Raw genomic sequence first — 22,085 nt, 5'->3', positions numbered from 1 at the left:
GCATTGGCAGTTCTTTCTGAACCATGTAAGCGTATCCCAAAATCTGCTAGGCCCCTCAAAAATTCTGAATTTGTGCATGAATTAATTTTACACAATTAATTAATTTAATTTAATAATTGAGCGGGCCTAGCGGTCATTTCGGACAAATAGTTCTGATTCACGAGATTTTATTGATATTCTATGGTGAACACGGGATGGTCAAGATCATTGATATAAATATTGAATTTTCCCGGTTCTACCGTTTGCTGCAGGCTGGTATCCAAATATTGAAGATCATCCAAGCCCAGAGTCATCTGCACGGTAACTGTCTGATGCGCTGGTACGTCCACGACTTGATACTTCTTCATCTCGCGCACAGGACGTACTGCTTTGGAGATAAGATCTTCAATATATAGGATTGCGATTTCAGAATAGCTATACCCGCTTGGATTGCTCACCTGAAAAGAGATGGTCAACTCCTGATCGGCTGTCAGATGATGACGCGAAATTTGAAAATCAGAATACTGCGCACCGGCATAAGTCAGCCCGTGCCCGAACGGGAACAAAGGCCCGGCCTCACAATCCTGATACCTGCTGCTATAGCTTGTTTCATTAGCCGGACGGCCCGTGCTGTACTCATTGTAATAGATCGGCGCTTGCGCCGAATGACGCGGGAACGACATCGTCAGTTTTCCCGATGGGGTATCTTGGCCCATAATCAGCTCCGCAATCGCGCTGCCGGCCTGTGTACCCGGATACCAGCACCACAAGAGGGCGGGAATTTCATCGATAATGTTCTGTAGCGCGAGTGGCCGTCCTGAATAACAGACACATGCAAACGGCTTGTTCGTCTGTTTGACTTTACGGATAAGCTGCTGCTGGCTGGCCTCCAGTCCGATGTTCACACTGCTATGTCCTTCACCGCTTAATTCCCAGTGCTCTCCAACCGCCACGACTATATAATCGCATTGCTCCAGCTCAGCTTGTGGACAATCCTTCAGGGATTCATAGACCTCAAGATCGAGTGAATCATCCACCCGCTTCATCCCCTCCGCTAAAGTAACTACGTCTTCAAAGCTTCCTTTACACTGCCAATTGCCCAGCAATTGATTGCTGCCGGCAAACGGGCCGACAATAATGATCTTTTTGCATTCCTTGCTTATCGGCAGCATTTGTTCATTTTTCAGCAGCACGCAGCTTCTTTTGCCAGCTTCCTTAGCATGCTCCAGAAAGCGCGGATTCAGAATGACTTCATGCTCACGAGCTTCGTCTGCATAAGGATTTTCAAATAAGCCCAGTTCATTTTTAAGCTGCAGGATTTTCAGAACAGCCGCATCTATATCCTGGATCAATGACGGATTCTCTTGCAGAATCTGTTCATAATGCTCAAGATATAAGGTCGAGACCATCTCGATGTCAATGCCTGCTTTTAAAGCCAATTCAGCGGCATCCTTGCCATTGCCGGCAACGCGGTGGTTCTGCAGTTCGGCAACAGCCCCCCAATCTGAGATTACGATGTCGTCAAATTGATAGGCCCCTCTTAGGATTTCCTTCATCATCTGCTCGCTCGCAGTTACAGGAACCCCGTTGAACGTGTTGAATGAGCTCATCACAAATTTCGGCTTCTCTTGAAGCGCTATTTCGTAGGGCTTGCCATAATAGGCGTAGAATTCTCTCCAGGACATATCAACAGCGTTGTAGTCCTTACCGCCAATGGCTGCTCCATATGCGGCAAAATGCTTCAAGCAGGCTGCTACTCCTGACTCAGCAATCTCTCCGTCCTCGCCTTTCTGATAGCCTCTGATCATCGCCCGGCCAAGATTGCCGGACAGCAGATGGTCCTCGCCGAAGGATTCCATTACTCTTCCCCATCTGGAGTCGCGCACAAGGTCGACCATCGGAGAGAAATTAACATGTATGCCCGCAGCCCGCAATTCCGAAGCGGTATCTGCCGCTGCCTGCTGCACGATTCCCTCATCCCAAGTACAGGAGAGTCCCAGCGGTATCGGAAAAATCGTCTTGTATCCATGTATCGCATCATGCATGAACAATAAAGGTATTTTTAGCCGTGACTTCTGTAAATACTCACTTTGAATCAGGTTCGTGATCTTGGCGCTCGACGCACCGATGATACTTCCTATCGTAAATAGCGTATCTCCCTCAAGCATTTGATCCGGAAATGCCGGACCGGTCTCAACCATTTCACTATCGATTTTGCCGACGTAATGTTCCCCGGTCGTCTGCGAGAGCTGTCCGATCTTCTCGGCCAGCGTCATCTCCTGAAGCAGTTCGATGATTTTCTTGTTGTCCATATAAACCCCTTATTTCCATTCTAGCTTAGGTAAAATATCTTGCTGCAATTTGCACATCTCATCGATCATTGCACAAGCCTGGTAATAAGTTGGAGACTGAGGATCTAACAGGATCGCCTGCAGCAGCTTCGTCTTGGATTGCTCCACAAAAGCCTCAAGCAACAATTTATGGATCGTGCCCTGAATATGAATCGTTCCGATAAGCGCAGTCGGCAGTTCTACCGTCATCGGCTTCAGCGTAATTCCTCTGCCGTTAACGATCGCCTGGGTCTCAACAACCATATCGTCAGGAAGTCCCTTGATCGCACCGTAGTTCGGTAAATTGACCGCGTTCAGTTCAATCTCATCATCGAAGAAAATCGCCTCAATGATCGGAACTGCATATTCATTGCTGCGGCAAACCTTCGCCTTATCGAAAATATAGGCCTCTTCCACCCAAAGCTCCTGCGTCTGAACCTTCGAGAACAAGCCTTGATCCAGATTGTTGCCGCTTGCGCAGTATACGAAATCAGGGGTTCTGGAATCCTTCTCCCACAGCTTCTCGCGGATTGGATCATAGCGGTATTGCAGGGATAGGCCAGCATAGAAATCGTCTGCATAAGTGATATATTCACCCACATGGTTGGTGCCTGGATAAGGGTAATATCCATAAGTGCGGTACATCGTTCTGGATAGCGCGACATGCTCGAATTGCGCCAGACGGTTGGCCTTCTTCTCCTTCTCATCAAATAACGGATACAGATCCTCACCTGTTTTCTTGTTCCAGATCTTGGTGAAGAAACCGAAGTGGTTCAAGCCCCCGCCTTCCATTCCGATATCGGCAATATCCATCTCCAGGAATTGGGACAGCTGCTCGATCCCCATATCCAGTCCATGGCATAGACCGACGACTTTGATCGAGGTAAGCTTCGAGATCGCCTCAACCAGTTTCGCTTCAGGATTCGTATAGTTAATGAACCAGGCGTCCGGGCAGACACGTTCCATCGTGCGGGCGATTTCGAGCATCGGGCCCAGATTTCGCAGTGTATGGAACATCGAGCCAGGACCGCCGTTCTCACCGTAAATTTGCTTGCTGCCGAAGTTGCGGGGAATATGGAAATCCTGCGACCAATAGAAGTAGCGGTTAACCTCGATCGCCACGATTACGAAATCTGCCGCCTGCAGAGCTGCTTCCAGGTTGGTCGTCTGCCAAATGTCCGCCGGATGCGAGAAGGCGGTAAACATATCTGTTGCATATTTATAGGTTCTCGCCACATTCTCTTCTTCAATGTCCATCAGGGCGATTTCCAGCTCTACCTGAGTTTTCAAACGCTCGGACAGCACCATATCCTGAAGTGCCCCCAAAGCAAAGGACACGCTGCCGGCTCCAATTAACGCAACTTTCATTTTCTTCATGATGTTCATGCTCCTTTATTGTTTTTTATCGCCATGTACCCCGCCCCGATCACTCCTGCATCTGGGCCGAATTTAGGCAAGACTACCTTGACTTTGTCGCTTAAATGCTCAAACACTTTGGTTCTAGCGCTTTCAATAATTTTATCTATCAGCCATTGGTTGTTGTGAATGACTGCGCCTCCAATGACAAATATACCCGGATCAATCGTCTGCATTAATGAGGCAATCGCGTTAGAGAAGTACTCGACCCAGGCATTCACGACACCTGCCGCCTTCTCGTCATGCTGCCTGTATTTCTCGAACAATAAATGCGCCGTTGCCTCGTTGCCATACAGATTTCGGCTCTCTTTCTCCAAGGCTCTGCCGCTGCACAGAGCTTCGAGCGTACCGGGATGTAATGCCGAATGGCTCTTGCCGTTATCAGATATAACCATGCTGCCAATCTCTCCGGCATAGCCATGCGCACCGTGGAGCACCTCGTTGTTCAGAACAATTCCGCTGCCGATCCCCGTACTGACCGTAATATAGATCGATTGATCATACGCCTGGGAAGCACCATGCTCTGATTCAAGCAGGGTCACGACATTTACATCATTCTCGAAATGAACCTCATAACCGGGGAAAAAGCGCTTTATAAATTCGGTATGAACCCCTTCCAGACAGGGAATGTTGGTCGCATCGCATATAATCTCGGTCCGCTCCTTCCAAGGAACAGGCAAGGCAATCCCTATCTTGTCGGCCGTCTTGTGCTGATCCACTTTCCCGATCACCTGCTTGACATAGCTGAAAACTTCATCAGCACTTTGGAACTCGCTAGTTAATGCCGTCTCTTTTCGGACCAATTCCAGCTGTTCATTCACTAACCCGACCCGTATGTTCGTGCCTCCAATATCCACTCCAATGACACTGTTACTCATAATTAGTACTCCTCAGTTTTTATCGCTGTTTATATATTTCGCTGCCTCCGAATCCAGGAAGAAGTCAATATGTTCATAACCGAGCAGCTCCTGAGCAGGCAGCTTCGCTTCCGGATTTGTAAATATTTCTTTGACGATCCCGGCTTTGCGTTCACCGGTCACCGCTACAATCACCCGCTTGCTGCCCGCCATCTGACTCAGACCCAGGGTGATTCCTCTGTCCAAAGCCGCAGGCTGACGGAAATATTTCTGGGCCACGGTCTTGGTCGTCTCCGACAAATCTACGACACTGCTATGATCCAGCGACGGACAGCCTGGCTCATTCAAGCCGATATGTCCATTCATTCCAACCCCCATCAAACTAAAAGTTATGGGATGCTGACCGATAAAGCGGTCGATTCTCAGACATTCCTGCTCCAAATCCGGCGCCGTCCCATCAAAGAATTCGATCTGCCGGGGGTCCAAATGGACAAGCGAGAATAAATCCTGATTCAGCATCTGATAGCAGCTTCCCTCAGACTCTCTGCTAATTCCGGCCCATTCGTCCAGGCTGACAATTTTTAGCTGCTGAATCCTTGCATGAATCCCGGCGTCTCCGGCAAATTTCAAATAGCTCTTCTGGGGTGTGCTGCCCGACGCCAAGCAGAACACTGGATGCTCATCCGATAGATGCTCTTTCATCTCTCTGGCAATAGCGTCTGCAACTTCCTCTTCTGTCGCAAAAATCTTAATCATCAGGTTCACTTCCTATCCGGAAATTACTTTTATCATCTCATGCTGGAGCGAGAGTACGGCAGCTCCGACAGCCGTCGAATGATGCGAATCACTGTAAGTTATAGTTGGAGTCCACTCCACATACTGCCCGACATAATATCTTGTTCTCTCAAGAATCCGATCAGGGAACAGCGCTACCGTCTTGCCGCTAATAATAATCTGGTCGATGTCGAGCATGCTGATGATATTAACCATCGCCAGGGCAAGATGCTTGCCTACATAATCTGCGCACGCTTCAATGTCATCTTCAGAGCTAAGATCATAGCTGCGGAGCAAATGCTGAATCCCCAGCCTGCTCTCCAGCCAGCCGACAGAGGACGGTGATCTTCTGTACTCCGGGTCAAAGCACATATACTCCAGCTCACCCGCGCTAGCATTGAATCCTCTATGCAGTTCCTTATTGATAATCAGGCCGCCGCCGATCCCGTCCCCTACTGCGATATGGACCAGATCAGCCAGCGCTTTCCCGGAGTTCTCCAGATTGCGGAATTCAGCAACTGTAGAAGCGTTTACATCGTTCTCAAGGAAAATAGGCAAATCAACCACATTGACCAGATTCTTGATGATCGGTTCATAATTGTAGTCCTGCTCTTTATTGTCCTGAACCCTCATTCTGATCGTTTTCTTCCTTGTGTTTATCGCCCCGTCGACTCCGATACCGATGCCCAAGACAATGCTGTTTGTTTTCTTTGCTGCATCCTTCATACGCTCGATGATGTCTTCAAAAATCGAGATAAACTGTTCGTTATAAAATGGAATATCCGTCTCGATGGAGTACGAATCTATAATTTTGCTGGATAGATTGATAAGTAGAGCCGTGATTCTGTTGCCTATGATTTGAATTCCAACGGTTACATAGCTGTTCTCATTAAACCGGTATACCGTTCTTTTTCTTCCCAAGCCGCCGGAGCCTTCCCGGCTTTCTCCAGTAGCGGTCAGCAATCCGATTTCTTCAAAGAAATTGACGATCTTGCTTACGGTTACAAAGCTCATCGCCGTCTTCTCCGCGATTTCAACCTTCGCCAATTCCGGATTCTGCATCACAATATCAAAAATGATCTTTCTATTCTCATCTTTAATGTCATTCGGCAAAAATGACTTCATCCTGTCACTCCTTTCAATTTATTCAAGATAATTAATTAATGTTGTTAAATAATTTGAGAAAAGTATAAAGGTCGTAACTGACCTTTATACGGCAATATTATATGCGTTCAGTGCTCTTGTCAATGGCTTTTTTCTGAGGGCGCCGGATACAATAAATTGTTACTGATTTCGAACGATTCCCTGGGTGCCTCCTGTACGTTTTTTGTGAACAAAATTATCTAAATTTCTAATATTTGTATTTTCATGTTACAATAATATCCTATTATTCCATATGGGAGGGAACATGATGAACGCAAAACGCCAAGTGATCTTGCTGAACGAAATTTCGAAGCTTGAGACAAAACAAGCGCAATGGGAACCGTATGCCTGGTACAAGGACATGAGGGACAGTAATCCCGTCTACTACGATACCGAGCAGGATGTTTGGAATGTCTTTTTATACGATCACGTCAAGCGCGTGCTGTTCGACCATGAGCTGTTCTCCAACAAAAAGGAACGAAGCCTGATTCCGACTCCCATCCAATTGGATAACCGGAGCAACGTCAATCTCGTCGATCCGCCGGAACACCGCAAACGGCGTGCACTTCTCGCCCAAGCTTTTACACCCCGCAGCCTGAAAGATTGGGAGCCCCGGATCCAGGAGATCGTCGACGAACTAATCGCAGATATGGAAGGCGCTTCGGTCGTCGATATCGTGCAAAAGCTGGCGATTCCGTTGCCGGTTACCGTCATCGCGGACCTGCTTGGGGTCCCTTCCCAGGCTCGCGGGCAGATCAAAGTATGGTCCGACATCCTCTTTCTCCCTTATAATAAGGAAGCATACACCGACATCGAACAGCAAAAGGGCCGGGCCATGAAGGAGTTCGCCGAGTATTTGTATCCCATCGTTCTGGAGAAACGGAAGCACCCGGCGGATGACATCATCTCCGACCTGACCAAAGCCGAACTGGAGGGCGAGAAGCTGACGGACGAAGAAGTGGTCAGATCGGCCATAGGGCTGCTCGGAGCGGGCAACGAAACGACGACGACTCTGATCTCCAACATTTTCTATTGCATGCTGTTCGATCAACCGGGCGTTTATCAAGAGCTAAGAGCCGATTTGAGCTTGGTCTCCAAGCTGATCGAGGAAGTGCTGCGTTTCCGCTTCGGGGCGACGATTGATCGGAAGGTAGCTCAGGATACCGACGTCTTCGGGCCCGGGATGAAAGCGGGGCAAGTCGTTGTTGCCTGGATTGGCGCCGCCAACCGGGACGAGTCGCACTTTACCCGCGCAGACGTATTCGATATCCATCGTCCCGGCAATCAGCAGCATATGACCTTTGGAGCCGGTCCGCATTTCTGCCTGGGCGCCCCGCTCGCTCGGTTGGAAGCGAATATGGCTCTTGCCTCGTTTGTTAGACGGTTCCCTAATATCCAACAGGCAGATGGATTCAACCTTGACGAACATTTGACCGTTTCGGCCACGGGTCAGTCCTTGAAGAGTCTTATTATTAGATTGTGACTCAAGTAGAAACGGCTACGCCGTCCTTAAAGGACGGTATCCGTTTCAGCGAGAAATATAAGGATGATTTATGGCGTAAAACATATAAATCCTTATATTTTTAAGAAAAGCCGCCAGAGACTGTCCCTTACCAAGTCGTGTTTAATGACTTTGGGATAGCCCCTGGCGGCTTTTGTTTCGAGTCATGTTATCAATTACCAATTGTTCTTCCAGCAATATTTAAAATCAATTTTACTTCTTCTTCCGGTGACTTCAAGCAATCTGAGAGAATCCATTCTTTAAGAAGTCTTACTGTTCCATACTGAACATACGAAGCAATCGCCTTCTTTTCCTCCAAATCCAGGTTTTTCGGTAAGTGTTTGATGACCATATGATCAAACTGCGGTAATGAGATTGTGATGTGGGAGATTAGGTCATAATCTAAATTTAACACAAGTTTTGCAAATTCAAGATTGTCTTTTATATATTGTAGAATCCGAGTCAGACATTCATCGATATTTTTGCCTGCTGCAAGATCATTTATAACGGTAAATGAAGTGTTTTGTATATACGTCTCAGCAATTTCATTTAATACATCATATTGACTTCCATAGTGATTATAGAAGGTAGTACGATTTATTCCTGCAACTTGGCATAATTCCAGTATGGATATTTTATTAATTTTACGTGTCTTTAACATTGTTAATAAAGCCTCACCAATCAAGCGTTTTGTTAACATTACCCTCTGGTTGACATTATTTTTTTCTGACATAAAGCCTCCAATGCATTCGACATTTTCAAAGAATCTGTCGGTTGTAAAATAGACAGATGTTGATATCATTGTAAAGTACAAATGAAATAAGTCAACGAAACGGAGCTGTGAAAATGAAAAAAAGCAGAAAAAAAATATTAACAGTACTCATTGGGTGCATTAGTCTCGTGATAATACTTATTGCTGGTTATGAATTCAAAGAAAATATCCGAATTAATAAAATTATGAAATCACACAAAATAGAGCAAAGCGCAGAACAAAACAATGTTGTAAGCAGCAATGATAAGAACGATTCTGGGCATATTACGACTGCAGTTCAACAGATTATGATAGGAACGATGAGCAATAATTATGATCATGCTTTACAGACATTACTTAATATCAAAAACGCAGGATATGAATCCATCGAATTGAATGATTTTATGATTCACAAGTCTTCTATGCTGGTAAAACTAATGACAAGGTTCTCAGGAATGCCTATTGGCAATGGCGGTAAGCTTGATTGGCCTAAGCTGATTGAGGAAAGTGGACTAAAGGTCATAAGCTTACACAGTAATCTGGGGAGCATTGAGAAGGATGCGAAAGCGATCGCCGATGAAGCGAAAAAATTCGGGACAGATACTGTAGTTATTACTGGTATGTACAGATTTGATTACAGTAATTTAGATGACGTTAAAGAACTTGCTGGGCGTCTGAATCAGGCTGGAAAAGCTCTTTCGGAAGAAGGAATACGTCTTTTGTATCATAATCATAATGTTGAACTGCAAAAGGTAACCCCTGAAAAAACAGCCTACGACATTATAATTGAAGAAACAGATCCCGCATATGTCAATTTCGAGTTTGATAGTTACTGGATGGCCGATGGTGGTGCTAATGTTCCGGCTTTGATGGAAAAACTGGGCAGCCGAATGAAATTATGGCATATCAATGACCGCGGTCATACCAAATCAGGTCCCTACATGACACCAATACTGAAAGAAAATGCTACTGAATTGGGCAATGGAAATATGGATCTGGATACACTCTCAGCAATTGCTATAAAAAACGGAGTAGAAGGTGTTGTATTAGAAACTCATAAAAATTGGGTAGATAACGATCCCATTAAGAGTCTCCAGGTTAGTGCAAAATATATGCAGGAGAAGTTTGGTGACAAAGAATAAAGAAAATGAAGATTAAATTGAAAGAGTTCACATGTCGTCTATGTGAACTCTTTTTATGGTACGCCCCGAACGGGGGCTGGTGAGCGCCTGCCGTTAGCCAAGGGCAAGGATGTCCAACGTGAGGTGGCCTGCAGGTTCTTCCTCGCGGAAGACACCCTGCCTATCCGTATAACCTTCGGTTGCCGGATATCTACTTCGGCTACGGCACTTTAAAAGCCGCTTCCCAAAGCCATATTTGGCGCTATACGCGGTGCGGGTTTCAGATCATAATCATAACTCACTTTTTAAAAGCGTTAATTAAAACCGTAATTCAGCTAACCTTCTGATTCTATTACTCTATTACCCTGTATACGTCACCTTCGGTGATGCCTTTCTCATTAAAAGCATCCACTCTAACATAAAGGGACTGGCCTTTGACCAATGCGCCAATATCAACCTGACTCTTACCGAGAACCATATAGCTGTGGTACAGCTTATCCGGCGCGAAGCCCCAAAGCAAGCGTTGATTGCAGAATAATTCCCCATCCTGATCAGCGTTATGTTGGAACAGGTACGTCTTTCAGGGGATGAAAATCCCAATCTGTCAGATTATCACTTGTAAGAAATCCAGCCGTCATTGATGGGAATAGGTAGTACCTTCCTTTAAACATAATCAGCGATGGGTCCGCTGCTTCTCTATAAATACTCAGCTTTTCTAATTCCACGAACTGATATTTATATTCTATATTCATAGGGTTGCATACGTATTTCACCAGAGACTTTGACAATTCAGTCACTCCATTTCCCTGTAAATAAAATAATCAAAATCGGCATGCCTGCGGGTGCCCCCCAAATCCTGGACACACACTCCTACAAATGTGCCGGTGAACCGCAGAGCGGCCGAAGCCTCGTCAGAAAGATGCAGAATATTCATAGCGTCGCCGACGGGACGCCATCCGGCAGCATCGGTTGCATAGAAGAATTGCAGTACCTCCCGATGAACTACTGCCTTAAGCTTGATCGCCCCCGATTGCGGCAGAAGCAAATCTGCGGAGAGCGGCTCATCGTATACTCCCTGAACCGTGTGAATAATTCCCAGCACTCTCCCATGCTCCTCATGATGAGTAAGCCGCAGATACACGTAATCCTCCGTGTCGTAATACAGGATCAGGCCCGCCATCTGCTGAAAGTTCTCGGGATCATAATCAATAAGCGTCTCCGCCTCTATATCAAAAGCTTGCTGGCGGCGGGCGACAAGGCTTTGCCGATGCAGGGAGCTCAGCGATTCCATGCCTCTTAGACGCAGAAATCCCGGTCTCTCGTCAAGAGACAGCCAGCTTGAATCCGGCGGAATGCGCAGCGTATTCCACTCGCTCCGCAGCTCAGGTCCGTCAAAATCATCCCGCTGCGGTTCAGGTTCAAAAGAGCAGAGCGGCAAAGAGGGCGCCTGAACCTCAACCGAAGGATGGTTGCCCCCTCCCTCGAGGCGGAGCCAGCCCTCCTGGTTCCAGCAGCACTTTTGCAGCGCCGTCTCCCTGCCCAGGGTGCAGCAGTTGTCCGCCGCTGGCCGCCCGGTCAAATGGGCGATATACCATTCTCCCGTCTGCGTCTCCACCAATGAGGCATGCCCCGATTTCTGCAGAACCAATTCAGGCTTGCCGCTGCTGGTCAGCATCGGATTCAGAGGGTCTACTTCGTAAGGGCCGAAAAGCGAGGCAGAGCGCGCAACCGTAACGGCGTGGTCGTAGCGGGTTCCGCCTTCCGCGGTAATCAGATAGTAGTACCCGTTGCGTTTGTATAGATGCGGGCCTTCGGTGAAGCCGAGCTTCGTTCCCTTAAAAATAGTGGCAACCGGTCCAACCAGCTTGTTCTCGCCCGGTGAATATTCCTGAATGACAATGCCGCCGAATTTGTTTCTTCCTTTGCGGAAATCCCACAGCATATTGACCAGCCACTTGCGGCCGTCGTCATCGTGAAATAGGGAAGGATCGAATCCGCTGCTGTTCAGATACACCGGATCGGACCAGGGCCCTTCAATATCAGCGGCCGTCACCAAATAGTTGTGAGTATCCTTAAAGGCCCCCTTATGTGATTTGACATCGGTATAGATCAAATAAAACAGTCCGTTATTATAGCTTAAGCATGGTGCCCAAATGCCGTCCGAGTTCCCGTTACCCGGCATGTTCAGTTGAGATTCCCGGTTCAGGGGACGCGTGAGCAGCCGCCAATGGACCAGATCCTTGGAATGATGAATCTGTACTCCCGGAAACCACTCAAAGGTAGAGGTGGCTATATAGTAGTCGTCCCCTACACGAATAATGGATGGATCAGGATTAAATCCGCGCAAAACCGGGTTTGAAATGAAATTCAATTGCCACTTCCCCCCATGCTGCTGATGTGAACTGGACCGATCAAGCCGCTCGGCTCCTGCTGGGAGAAGGCCGACAAAAAGTCGTGTTGGTCCTTAACCAGCGTATTGGTGACTTCAATGACAAGCTTGTTAATCCCCTCCCGGACTACGCCGCCTACCTCCAGCCGATAAGGAGGACAAAGTCTCACCCCCGCTTGCTCTCCGTTCAGCCACACTTCAGCCGTCTCATAAACCTCGCCCAATTCCAGCTGCACACTGTCTGAGACTTTGTTCCATACGAATTCAGTTTCGTATCGGAAAGTTCCGGAGAAGCGCGGCAGAACCTCCGGTGCGCTCATGTTTTTGAGAGTGGCCAGCTTCCCCCACTCCTTAAATTGAGGGTAATGTACCGCATCGGCAGTAGATACTGTCCATTCTCCTTGGATTTCAAGGCTTAATCCTGTTGCAATCAGAGATGGCCCGGCCGCATAATCCTTACAACCCGGCCCATGCAGCAGCACGATGGATTCGTATGGATGCAGCACCAGCCCGGCCCTTGTTATTCCATCCTGTCTCGCCGCATTCATGGTGGACAGCCTGTTAAGGAAGGCGTCATACATATAAAGTTCATCTTCAGCCGGCAGATCAACGGTTGTTGTAATGATCCGATGCGGGCTTTCATTAAAGAACATATAGACATCCAGGTCATTATGAATATAGTGGTAATTTCGGAGATAGGGTTCATACCCGTCAATACGGAGCTCGTAAAATCTATTCGCAATCAGATCATGCGCAAGGTTATCCAGACCTGTGAGCTTTACTTGCGGGGATGCGGAAAGTTCCGACAGTGCCGCCGAGACGTCAATCCCCTCACTCGACCGCACCGGCAGCCCCTCCACAAAGCGAACCGGCAATCCTTGTTCGGCAAACCGGACCAGACATTGAAGCATTTCGGCGGGAAGCGCTTCGGCATAGGGAACAATTAGACACTGATAGTCTTCTCCGTTGACGAGTAGCTTGCCATCCGCCACTGTCCCCGCTTCCAGAAGAATATCTACCGGAAGAACGTCGCAGTCAATCTGATGCTGCATCAAGGTCTTTACTGGCTTTTGGAAAAGCATCGCCGGGCCGGACCATTCAGCCTCGGCATGGTAAAGAACGGCTGCAGTTGCAACATGCCTCCCCCCGGAAATCAGGTGGCTAATCCGATTGATGTACCGGTTCAAATGCTTGTAATAACGATACTGCGGGTTCTTCCCGCCCGCATACATGTGCGGTGGACAATCCGGATCGGGGAAGGCCTTCTGGGAGAAGGCATGCGGAACAAAATGGTTAACGCCCCGGACGAGCATGTGGTCGGTAAGCCATTTCATCAGCTTTAATCCTTCTGACCAGCCATACGCCCCATATACTTCGGCCATCGTTCTGCCCTGCTTGAGAGGATCGAGATGCCCGAGCGACACTCCAAGCTTGGCGAGGCCGTAGTGGTAGAATTCACTGTCCGTCTCCCCTGTCGGCTGGCGGAAGGACACCTCATCGAAGCCGGGAACGATTTGCCACAGCACCACATCAAGGCCCGACATGTCTTGTCCCCGGAGCGCGCGGAAGAAATGCCCGGCGCCTGAACCAAGCCTTGCATGCACGTTGTTGTCCTCAAGGACATGCCCGATGTACTCCACTCCACGGGCTCTGCACCACTCTCCGATTTGACCGCAGAAATGATCCCCATACAGCCTGCTGACAATATTCATATAAGTGTACCGGACAATGTTTGATGGCTCCCCTGCGTCATGCCAGAGGAGATACAGCTGCTTCTCATAATCCTCACCGAGCGCCTGCTCCAGAAGAGCCGGCATTTCACTGCTCCAGGGAAACGGCACTCCCGGTTTACCGGGCTTCGAATTGAAGTCGAAGGTAGCCGGATCATTATAGAATCCGGGCTCATCCGAGAAGAAACCGGCAAAGGTATGTCCAAAATCCGCCTGATAGCGCTCGTACACAGGCTCATAGACGGTATCCAGCAGAATCCGGACGGACTCCCGGACAAGCGGGTTCAGATAATCCTCCTGCTGCTTGCTGCCGCCATCCTTATTCTCTGAAATAATGAAGATCCGCCAATACCCGTCAGGGATATCCCAATAGAGCACTCCTTCATGCACATATCCAGACAGATCAATGCAATCATTAAGCAGGGTTCCATCAGACGGATTCCGGCGGACCGCGATTACGGACACCAATTTATGCTTGCCGCTTGCATATGAACGCAGGGAGAAGGTTGGCCGGAGTCCGGTCATCAGCAGCGTATCCAGCAGCAGAGTGGTTCCGCTCGCCGGACCGATGGTGTCGATGTAGCGTTCACCCAGGAATTTGCGGTGCAGCTCCTCTGGAGCCTGCTTCACCCGGCCTGCCGCATGTCCTGTCGGAAAATGGTCGTCGTCAAGCAGCCATACCTTCATGCCGCGCTTTCGCGCCTCATCCATAATAATGTCCATATCCTGCCACCACTTCGGTCCAAGAAAATCCGGATGCGGCCGCGCCTCAACGCAGAGCGCCCCGATTCCCGATTCGTGGACACGGGCGATTTCTTCCCGGATCACTTCTTCCTCCTGACCATGCTGCCAGAGAAAGGGGAGGATATAATTAGCTTCCCGGCCTTGCAATACTTCCGCTATACGGCTTCCCATAAGTACCTCCTGAATATTATCCTGAACAAGTAGAAACGGCTTCGCCGTCCTTAAAAGGACGGTATCCGTTTCAGCGAGAAATATAAGGATGATTTATGGTGTAAAACATATAAATCCTTATATTTTAAAACATCCGCCCGACTCAGCATCGAACCCGAGCGGATCATTCCCATTTACATTTTACTTCTTCACCTTCGCATACCACTCTCTGGCGCGTTTGGTAACCTCTTCACCGCCTGATTTGTTCCATTGTTCAACGAACTCATCAAACTTGCTGATTGGATACTGCCCCAGAATGATCTTTGTGGCATATTCAACATACAGGGTACGGTTGTTAATATCAGGGAAGCCGTCATATACGCTGGCCGGCATCCCGTCCCCGGCGATAATCTTGGCATATTTCTGGGCTTCCTTCATGTTCCGGTTCACCTGGTCGATCGCCCACATTCTGTCTTCCGAGGCTGTGTTCTTGTTCAAGTCCATCATGAAATCGAGGGTCGAGATTTTGGAGTACGGATCAAGAATTAAATTTTCTTGTGTACTTTTGTCATCGGGCAATTTAACGGCTTTACCGTCCTTCATTGTATAATGCATGCCTTCCACACCCAGGTACAGATCATTCCAGACTTTCTTGTCGTACATGTTGTTAAGCAGCTTCAGCGTTGCCATCAGCTTCTTCTCATCCTTGTTGTTCTTGACCACCCAAGCCGGAGGAGTGAATCTCTTCCAGGTATAAAATCCTTCATAACCGTCGACCTTCGGTACAGGCAGTACGGTGAAGTTAGCCTTTACACCTGTATTTTTATTCAAGTTTTCAAGAGGAAGGTAACCGCTCTCGACCCAATGAAAATAGTTTCCTACTTTATCAGACTGAATTTTCCCGTCCCATTTATCCTTTGTGTTCAGCAGCGACTCTTTGTCGATCAGCCCTTCCTTGTAGAGCTTCGCCACAAACTCTAAAGCGGCTTTCATATTCGGAGTGACTGCGGAGTAGGTCAACTGGCCATCATACAGATCCCAGTCGGGATAACCTTCGAACATGGCAACTCCGTACATGGCGAATAAATGGTCCATCCAGCGGGCCTGCTCGCGGCCGCCGGTAGGCAGTTCATCCTTCCGGCCATTGCCGTTCGGATCCTGGTCGCGGAATGCCTCCAGCACTTTAACATATTCTTCTTGCGTGGCCGGCATGGACAGCTGTAACTTGTCAAGCCAGTCCTGGCGGATCATGCCCGCATACCTTCCGTAATCCACCATGCCCGGGATATAATAAATCTTCCCTTGGCCGGTCGGATCGTTCGCCTTGACGATATCCCACATATCCTGCGGAATGGCATTCCAAAGATTAGGAGCATACTTAGGCAGCAGTTCCGTCAGATCTGCAATCGCACCGTTCTTAGCCAAGCTGTCTTCAAGGCCCTGCTGGGGCAGGAACAGGTCCGGCATCTCGTTGGCCGCAATTTTCATGTTGAGCTGGTTCAGGTAATTGGTGCCTCCGTTCCATTCCACATAAGGGTGAATGACGCCGACACCGAGCTTTTCCTTATAGAATTCATACAGCTTGCTGCCCTTGGTAATCGGTTGATAACCGATGTTCGTTCCCCAGACCTCAATGTCTACAACTTCTTCTCCACTGGCTTTTTGGCTCTGACCCGCCGGAGCCGCAGCATTCGATGACTCATTGTTTCCGCCGCAACCGGTTATAGCTGTAACAGAGAGAATACCGGCGGACAAAAGTAACCCGAGCTTTTTAAATTTCATGAGCTTTTCCCCTTTGATTTGTTTTTTATATGACTTAACCTTTCACAGAGCCGATCATGGCTCCTTTGACAAAGTATTTCTGCAGGAACGGATACACCGCCACAATCGGCAGGATGGCAAAAATAACGGTGGCCGCCCGCAAGGTCCGCTCATTGTAGTTGAGATCAACGGTAGATACGGCGCCTGCCATAATCGCATTGTCATCGGTAATGAACTGCCGGATCTTGATCTGCAGCGGGAACCAGTCCGGATTCTGCAGGAAGAACAGCGGTTGCTGGAACTGATTCCACAGCACCACACCGTAGAACAAGGCAAGGGTCGCCAGCACGGCCTTGGACAGCGGAAGAACGAATTGGAACAGCATCCGGAAATATCCGCAGCCTTCCAGGAAAGCGGCTTCCTCCAATTCCTTAGGGAATTGCTTAAAGAACGTTCTCATAATAATCAAGTTAAACGGATTCAAAATATGCGGAATAATCAGCACCAGCGGATTATCATAAAGACCGATGCCGCGTACCGTCAGGAAGTACGGCACAATCGGCGCTTTAAAGATCATGGCGATGACCACGCACACCATAATTACTGAACCCCAGCGGAATTCAGGCTTCGACAGCGGATAGGCGAACAATGCGGTCATCAGAAGCGCCAATACCGTACCGATAAGCGTCGTGCAGAGCGTCAGCAGGAAGGATTTCCAAAGGTCCGGACGGTCAAGGATATATTTCCAGGAGTCCAAGGTGAATTGCTTCGGCCATAACGTGACCAGGTTCATGTCCACAGCGCTTTTCGAACTGAATGAGGTCGCTATTACGGATACGAGCGGTACCAGCGCTATGATCGAAAATATAATGAGAGCAACCGTAATTGCGGCAGCAAAAGCCTTTTCCCCTCTCGATACAAGCATATCTACCAGAGCCCCCCGTCCGAAACTTTCTTGGAAATCTTATTAAAGGTGTACACCATGATAAATCCGATCACCGATTGGAACAGCCCTACCGCTGTAGCAAAGCTGTATTGTCCCTGCTGAATGCCGGTCCGGAACACATACGTATCCAGGATATCGCCCACGTTGTAGGTCATCGGAGTAAGCAGGTTATAGACCTGGTCGAAGCCGAGATCCAGGAAATTCCCGATTTCTAGCAGGAACAGCACCAGCACGGTCGGCAGAAGAATCGGAAACGTAATGTGGCGGATTTGTCTGAATCTGGAGGCCCCGTCGATCATCGCTGATTCATACAGCTGCGGATCAATGGCACTGATGGCAGCCATGTAGACCACGGTTCCCCAACCGGCATCCTTCCAAATGGACGCGAGCACATAAATTGGACGGAAGTATGAGCTTTCTTGCATCGCAAGCACTGGATCAACACCAAACCATCCGAGGATAATGTTGAACAGGCCGCTGAGTGAGAAGAAGTCGAACAGAATCCCGCCGACAATAACCCAGGACAGAAAGTGCGGAATGTACAGAGCGGTCTGAATCCCTTTCTTCAGTGCCGATTTGCGGATTTCATTGATCATCAGCGCCAATAGAACGGGCACCGGAAAAATCAATACAAGCTTGAAAAATCCCAGCATCAGCGTGTTGCCGAATACCTGAACGAAGTCAGGATGATGCAGCAGCGTCTTAAAATGCTTGAGCCCCACCCAAGGGCTGTCAATAAACCCCTGGAAGACGGAATAGTCTTTGAAGGCGATTACAGCGCCGGCCAGCGGAATGAATTTAAATGCGATAAGAAAAGCGATTCCCGGAATCGCCATCACATACAGCGGCCAATACACCTTCATTTGATGAATTGCAGTAGCTTTCAATGTGTCCCCCCCTGATTCTTGTTGTTGAATTCGCTTTCATCGTTACTATACTGCCGGGGGAAACCGCTCTCAATTGGGCATTTTTAAGAATAACCGGGTCATTTTTAATATCTCAACCGACATCACCGTTGAACGGTTCGGCTAGAAACATTACATATCCGGCAAGTTTTTCCGGTATTCTTTGGGCTTGCAACCTGCTATCTTTTCAAACATCCGGGAAAAGTGCTGGGGATCCGAGTAGCCGACCATTTGACAGACTTCATACATTTTCAGATCGGTGGTTTCCAGCAGCTCTTTAGCTTTGCCGATACGGATTTGCGTCAGGAAATTCAGGTAGGTATCCCCTGTCTTCTGTTTAAAGATCTGGCTTAAATAATAGGGATTGATGAAAAAACGCGCCGCCAGATCAGCCAGGCTGATTTGTTCATTGTAATGCTTCGACACGTAATCCTTGATTTCCGAGATCATATCCTTCTTGTGGGGAATGTTGTGCTTCTTCTTAAACGCAATAATCCCCCGTATCACTTGATTCATCCATTCTTCTAGCGCCTCCAGCGTCCGGAAACTCGAAATTCCTTCCAAAGACAACAGTTGGCGGCCTAACAGCTCATTCTGCTGTAACTGCTGAATAGACATCTTGCGGATGCTAGATAAAAGAATATATAGGCACTGCATCTGGAGTTCCGACGGACTTAATCTGGGATTCATCTCAATTCCCCGGAAAATCTCGCGGATGATGGCGGCACACTCCTCCTCGTCCATGTTGTCAAGAGCAGCGTCCAGTCTATCAATAATTTCTCCATGCATTGGATCGCATGTACCGGCCAGATTCATGATCTCGGGAAAAGAAATGATGGCATCTGCTCCCTTGAGTAATTTGTAGCTGATTGCACTTCTGGCCTCCTCAAACGACTGGCTGATTCCTGTTGTCCGGTCCTTCGCGGTGCCGATACCAACAGTTACAGACAAGCGCAGTTGCCGGTTGACGGCTTCCCGGAAATGCTGTACTGCACGAATGATTCCTCCGTTCTCAATGGTGCTGGTATGGGCGATTACAACAGCTATCTGGGTTCCTGAATAACGAAATTTGTACACCTGCTTGTACTGTCTCAGCGCCAGGTCTATGTGCTTGAAAATGGGCTGGAAACCAAATTCCTTTAAGTAATCAATGCTGCCGACTTCAATAATTACAGCCGCAAACCGTTTATACTCTACTGGAATTCCGGCGATCTGCAGTAATTCTTCCACAAGATCCGATTGCTCGCTGCCCAGATCAATAATATCCCTCAGAGCCTTTTCCTGGATACCTTTATGAACCTCCCTCTTCAATTCATTTACTTCTTTCAGTTTGGTTCTGTCTGCACGGATGGACTCCATGACCTGCTTAAGGCACTCGCTCAGCTCTTGTTCATCTACCGGTTTATTAAGATAGAACTCCACTCCAAGCTGTATGCCTTTCTTGGCGTACTCGAAATCCGCGTAACCGCTAAGCAGAATATATTTTGCGTGAATGTCTGCGGATTTGAGCATTGTAATCATATCTAGACCATCGGCTTTCGGCATTCGTATGTCCGTAACAACGATGTCCGGATTAAGCCTTTGAATAAGTTCAAAGCCATCCAGTCCATTATGGGCTGAACCCACTACCCTGCACTCAGGAACAGAACGGCCGATCATTTTCTTCAGACCTTCCACAATGCCTTTTTCATCGTCTACTAATATAATTTTCAATTTCAGCCTTCCTTTCGTCATAGCTCTATTCTGGGGAGGAGGATTTCAATTGTCGTTCCGTTTCCGTAAGGCGGGAGAATGGTCAGATAATAATGGTCTCCATACTGGAGCTTGATTCGCTCAGCTATATTTATTAGTCCCAGCCCTTTACCTGCCGGAACTTCAGCTTGATCCAGCTTATATTTATTCAATTCCACAGCTTCCAGGCGGGCCATAAGCTCAGCCTGTTTGGCCGCCAGCATACCGGCTCCGTTGTCCGAAATGCGGATCAGCAGGTCGCCTTCATCCGTCCAGATTCCCTCGATTCCGATTTCCATAGGCCGGTCATAATCCGTAAATCCATGATTGATGCTGTTCTCGACAATCGGCTGGAAGATAAGCGGGATTACACGGCAATGCAGCATCTCCTCGGGGATGCGGACATTCAGCTTGAACATATTTTCAAAACGGATATTTTGCAGCTGTAAATAATTGTTGGTGTACTCCAGTTCATGATATACCGAATGAGCCATCCCCTCTTTGCCCAGGGCAAGCCTGAACATCCGCGCCAGAATCCGGATCATTTCTGCCGCCTCATCGTCGTCATTCACAATCGCTTTCATACGGATGGATTCCAGAGTGTTATACAACATGTGTGGGTTGATCTGATTCTGAAGCGCCATGAACTTGGCTTGACGCTGCTTAATTTCCGCAATATACACATCTTGAATTAACTCACGGATGGTCAGGATCATCTTGTTGTAGCTATGGACCAGACTCCCGATCTCGTCATAAGATTGCTCCTTCTCTATCGGGAGATACTGGCCTAACTCCGCCTGTTTCATGCTTCTGCGAAGTGACTTGATCGGTTTGGTGATCGTGTAGCTTAAAGCCAGTGAGATCAAGGTTATGAATAGACAGCTCAACACGATAATGATGACGGTCATCCCTTTGATATGATTGATCTTGTGCAGAAGCTTTGCCCGCGGAATTTCCGTTTTGATGGATAACTCCCCGTGCTCGGTACTGCCAAGCAAGATTATACGTTCTTTGCTCCCGTTATCCTCAATGTAGCTATCTCCTGATTCGAGTACCTTCTCCCAGGACAACTGGCCGCTGGCGGCGTCGGAATGATAGACAATCTCCCGCTTCCGGTTGCTGATGATTACGCTGATGCCGTACTTGTCCCGGGCTATGATAAATTCATGATCGAGCTTCAGCAGTGTAAACGGGTCCATATCTATAAGCAGCAAGCCGGCATACGCTCCATTGGAGCTGAACAGCACTCTTCCCACGGTGACAACCGCTCCCGCTCCTTTATCCTCATAATAGGAACGGTTATGCAATCCGGTAATAAAAAAGGTTTCATTGGAACTGTCGATCTCTCTATACCACTTCCGGGACAGCAGTGCATTCTCATTCACCCGGCTTGTTGTCGATGTATACTGATACACACTGTTGTCGCGGCTGATTAACATCACGGTACTAATCTCGGATTTAAGCAACGCAACACGCATCAGCAGGCGCTGAACGGCGAGTCTCTGATTTACCTGCTCGTCCATAGGTAAATTCCGGGCTTCACCCAGCCCGTAAATCAATTCGTTGTCGACCAGCACTGACTTCGTGACCTCGTCATATTCATCAAGGAACTCGTTCAGGCTCGTCTTGATCTGTGACGTATATAATGAAGCAAATTCCTGAGAGGAATTTTCCAGCCCGGCAGCCGCCTGATGAAATATGAATACGCTTACAAATAATAGAGGAATAACACAGGCCAAGAGGTACCCCGCCATTAATTTATTTTGAAACTTCATGTTTCTTATCGTTGCCTTTGACCTTCGTGTCCATTGTTGGAATTCCATGCTTTGCCCTTCCTTTGCTTAACGACTTTATTAA

General features: G+C 48.1%; 15 protein-coding genes. 2 read left to right on the top strand and 13 right to left on the bottom strand.

The window, feature by feature from the left end:
* Positions 1–167 precede the first annotated feature (167 nt).
* Genes AC0LWN_RS09105 through AC0LWN_RS09085 form a run of 5 tightly spaced genes read right to left on the bottom strand, consistent with a single transcriptional unit; the run spans position 168 to position 6,481 of the window.
* Positions 168–2,291, bottom strand: a complete 2,124-nt coding sequence (locus AC0LWN_RS09105; protein ID WP_474664442.1) for a glycoside hydrolase family 3 N-terminal domain-containing protein — start codon at positions 2,289–2,291, stop codon at positions 168–170.
* 9 nt (positions 2,292–2,300) lie between these two features.
* Positions 2,301–3,686, bottom strand: coding sequence for a family 4 glycosyl hydrolase (locus AC0LWN_RS09100; protein ID WP_474664440.1), 1,386 nt, complete (start codon positions 3,684–3,686; stop codon positions 2,301–2,303).
* Between the two features lie 5 nt (positions 3,687–3,691).
* Positions 3,692–4,603, bottom strand: a complete 912-nt coding sequence (locus AC0LWN_RS09095; RefSeq protein ID WP_474664438.1) for an ROK family protein — start codon at positions 4,601–4,603, stop codon at positions 3,692–3,694.
* 12 nt (positions 4,604–4,615) lie between these two features.
* On the bottom strand, positions 4,616–5,338 hold the full coding sequence (locus AC0LWN_RS09090; RefSeq protein WP_474664436.1) for a 6-phosphogluconolactonase: 723 nt from the start codon (positions 5,336–5,338) through the stop codon (positions 4,616–4,618).
* A 12-nt stretch (positions 5,339–5,350) separates the two neighbouring features.
* Positions 5,351–6,481, bottom strand: a complete 1,131-nt coding sequence (locus AC0LWN_RS09085; RefSeq protein ID WP_474664434.1) for an ROK family protein — start codon at positions 6,479–6,481, stop codon at positions 5,351–5,353.
* Positions 6,482–6,767: 286 nt separating this feature from the next.
* On the opposite strand from AC0LWN_RS09085, the gene AC0LWN_RS09080 reads away from it, so the two are divergent.
* Positions 6,768–7,982 (top strand): cytochrome P450, encoded by a 1,215-nt coding sequence (locus tag AC0LWN_RS09080; protein ID WP_474665002.1) that lies wholly within the window; start codon positions 6,768–6,770, stop codon positions 7,980–7,982.
* Positions 7,983–8,172: 190 nt separating this feature from the next.
* Here the strand turns inward: AC0LWN_RS09080 and AC0LWN_RS09075 are convergent, their stop codons facing one another.
* Complete coding sequence (locus AC0LWN_RS09075) at positions 8,173–8,733, bottom strand: TetR/AcrR family transcriptional regulator (protein ID WP_474664432.1); 561 nt, start codon at positions 8,731–8,733, stop codon at positions 8,173–8,175.
* Positions 8,734–8,846: 113 nt separating this feature from the next.
* Between AC0LWN_RS09075 and AC0LWN_RS09070 the strand changes: the two genes are divergently transcribed.
* The gene (locus AC0LWN_RS09070; RefSeq protein ID WP_474664430.1) at positions 8,847–9,893 is read left to right on the top strand and encodes a sugar phosphate isomerase/epimerase family protein; all 1,047 of its coding nucleotides are present in this window, start codon (positions 8,847–8,849) and stop codon (positions 9,891–9,893) included.
* Positions 9,894–10,665: 772 nt separating this feature from the next.
* Here AC0LWN_RS09070 and AC0LWN_RS09065 read toward each other — a convergent pair.
* The 7 genes from AC0LWN_RS09065 to AC0LWN_RS09035 form a co-directional block, all read right to left on the bottom strand.
* On the bottom strand, positions 10,666–12,243 hold the full coding sequence (locus AC0LWN_RS09065; protein ID WP_474664428.1) for a glycoside hydrolase family 43 protein: 1,578 nt from the start codon (positions 12,241–12,243) through the stop codon (positions 10,666–10,668).
* Complete coding sequence (locus AC0LWN_RS09060; protein ID WP_474664426.1) at positions 12,240–14,906, bottom strand: glycosylhydrolase-like jelly roll fold domain-containing protein; 2,667 nt, start codon at positions 14,904–14,906, stop codon at positions 12,240–12,242. Before AC0LWN_RS09060 ends, AC0LWN_RS09065 begins: the two co-directional genes overlap by 4 nt.
* 180 nt (positions 14,907–15,086) lie before the next feature.
* Complete coding sequence (locus tag AC0LWN_RS09055; protein ID WP_474664424.1) at positions 15,087–16,667, bottom strand: type 2 periplasmic-binding domain-containing protein; 1,581 nt, start codon at positions 16,665–16,667, stop codon at positions 15,087–15,089.
* A 34-nt stretch (positions 16,668–16,701) separates the two neighbouring features.
* Positions 16,702–17,571 carry a carbohydrate ABC transporter permease gene (locus tag AC0LWN_RS09050; protein ID WP_474664422.1) on the bottom strand — a complete coding sequence of 290 codons (870 nt, stop codon included), beginning with the start codon at positions 17,569–17,571 and terminating at the stop codon, positions 16,702–16,704.
* Positions 17,572–17,573: 2 nt separating this feature from the next.
* A complete protein-coding gene (locus AC0LWN_RS09045; RefSeq protein ID WP_474664420.1) occupies positions 17,574–18,479 on the bottom strand; it encodes an ABC transporter permease in 906 nt (301 codons plus the stop codon).
* Between the two features lie 150 nt (positions 18,480–18,629).
* Positions 18,630–20,210, bottom strand: a complete 1,581-nt coding sequence (locus AC0LWN_RS09040; RefSeq protein WP_474664418.1) for a response regulator — start codon at positions 20,208–20,210, stop codon at positions 18,630–18,632.
* Positions 20,211–20,227: 17 nt separating this feature from the next.
* Positions 20,228–22,003, bottom strand: coding sequence for a cache domain-containing sensor histidine kinase (locus AC0LWN_RS09035; protein ID WP_474664416.1), 1,776 nt, complete (start codon positions 22,001–22,003; stop codon positions 20,228–20,230).
* Positions 22,004–22,085 lie beyond the last annotated feature (82 nt).

The organism is Paenibacillus sp. sgz302115 (assembly GCF_056120445.1).
This window is presented reverse-complemented; position numbering and strand designations above follow the sequence as displayed.

Excerpts from the sequence above, each read along its gene's own strand:
- AC0LWN_RS09105 (WP_474664442.1), bottom strand. The coding sequence starts at position 2,291 with ATGGACAACAAGAAAATCATCGAACTGCTTCAGGAGATGACGCTGGCC.
- AC0LWN_RS09100 (WP_474664440.1), bottom strand. The coding sequence starts at position 3,686 with ATGAAGAAAATGAAAGTTGCGTTAATTGGAGCCGGCAGCGTGTCCTTT.
- AC0LWN_RS09095 (WP_474664438.1), bottom strand. The coding sequence starts at position 4,603 with ATGAGTAACAGTGTCATTGGAGTGGATATTGGAGGCACGAACATACGG.
- AC0LWN_RS09090 (WP_474664436.1), bottom strand. The coding sequence starts at position 5,338 with ATGATTAAGATTTTTGCGACAGAAGAGGAAGTTGCAGACGCTATTGCC.
- AC0LWN_RS09085 (WP_474664434.1), bottom strand. The coding sequence starts at position 6,481 with ATGAAGTCATTTTTGCCGAATGACATTAAAGATGAGAATAGAAAGATC.
- AC0LWN_RS09080 (WP_474665002.1), top strand. The coding sequence starts at position 6,768 with ATGAACGCAAAACGCCAAGTGATCTTGCTGAACGAAATTTCGAAGCTT.
- AC0LWN_RS09075 (WP_474664432.1), bottom strand. The coding sequence starts at position 8,733 with ATGTCAGAAAAAAATAATGTCAACCAGAGGGTAATGTTAACAAAACGC.
- AC0LWN_RS09070 (WP_474664430.1), top strand. The coding sequence starts at position 8,847 with ATGAAAAAAAGCAGAAAAAAAATATTAACAGTACTCATTGGGTGCATT.
- AC0LWN_RS09060 (WP_474664426.1), bottom strand. The coding sequence starts at position 14,906 with ATGGGAAGCCGTATAGCGGAAGTATTGCAAGGCCGGGAAGCTAATTAT.
- AC0LWN_RS09055 (WP_474664424.1), bottom strand. The coding sequence starts at position 16,667 with ATGAAATTTAAAAAGCTCGGGTTACTTTTGTCCGCCGGTATTCTCTCT.
- AC0LWN_RS09050 (WP_474664422.1), bottom strand. The coding sequence starts at position 17,571 with ATGCTTGTATCGAGAGGGGAAAAGGCTTTTGCTGCCGCAATTACGGTT.
- AC0LWN_RS09035 (WP_474664416.1), bottom strand. The coding sequence starts at position 22,003 with ATGAAGTTTCAAAATAAATTAATGGCGGGGTACCTCTTGGCCTGTGTT.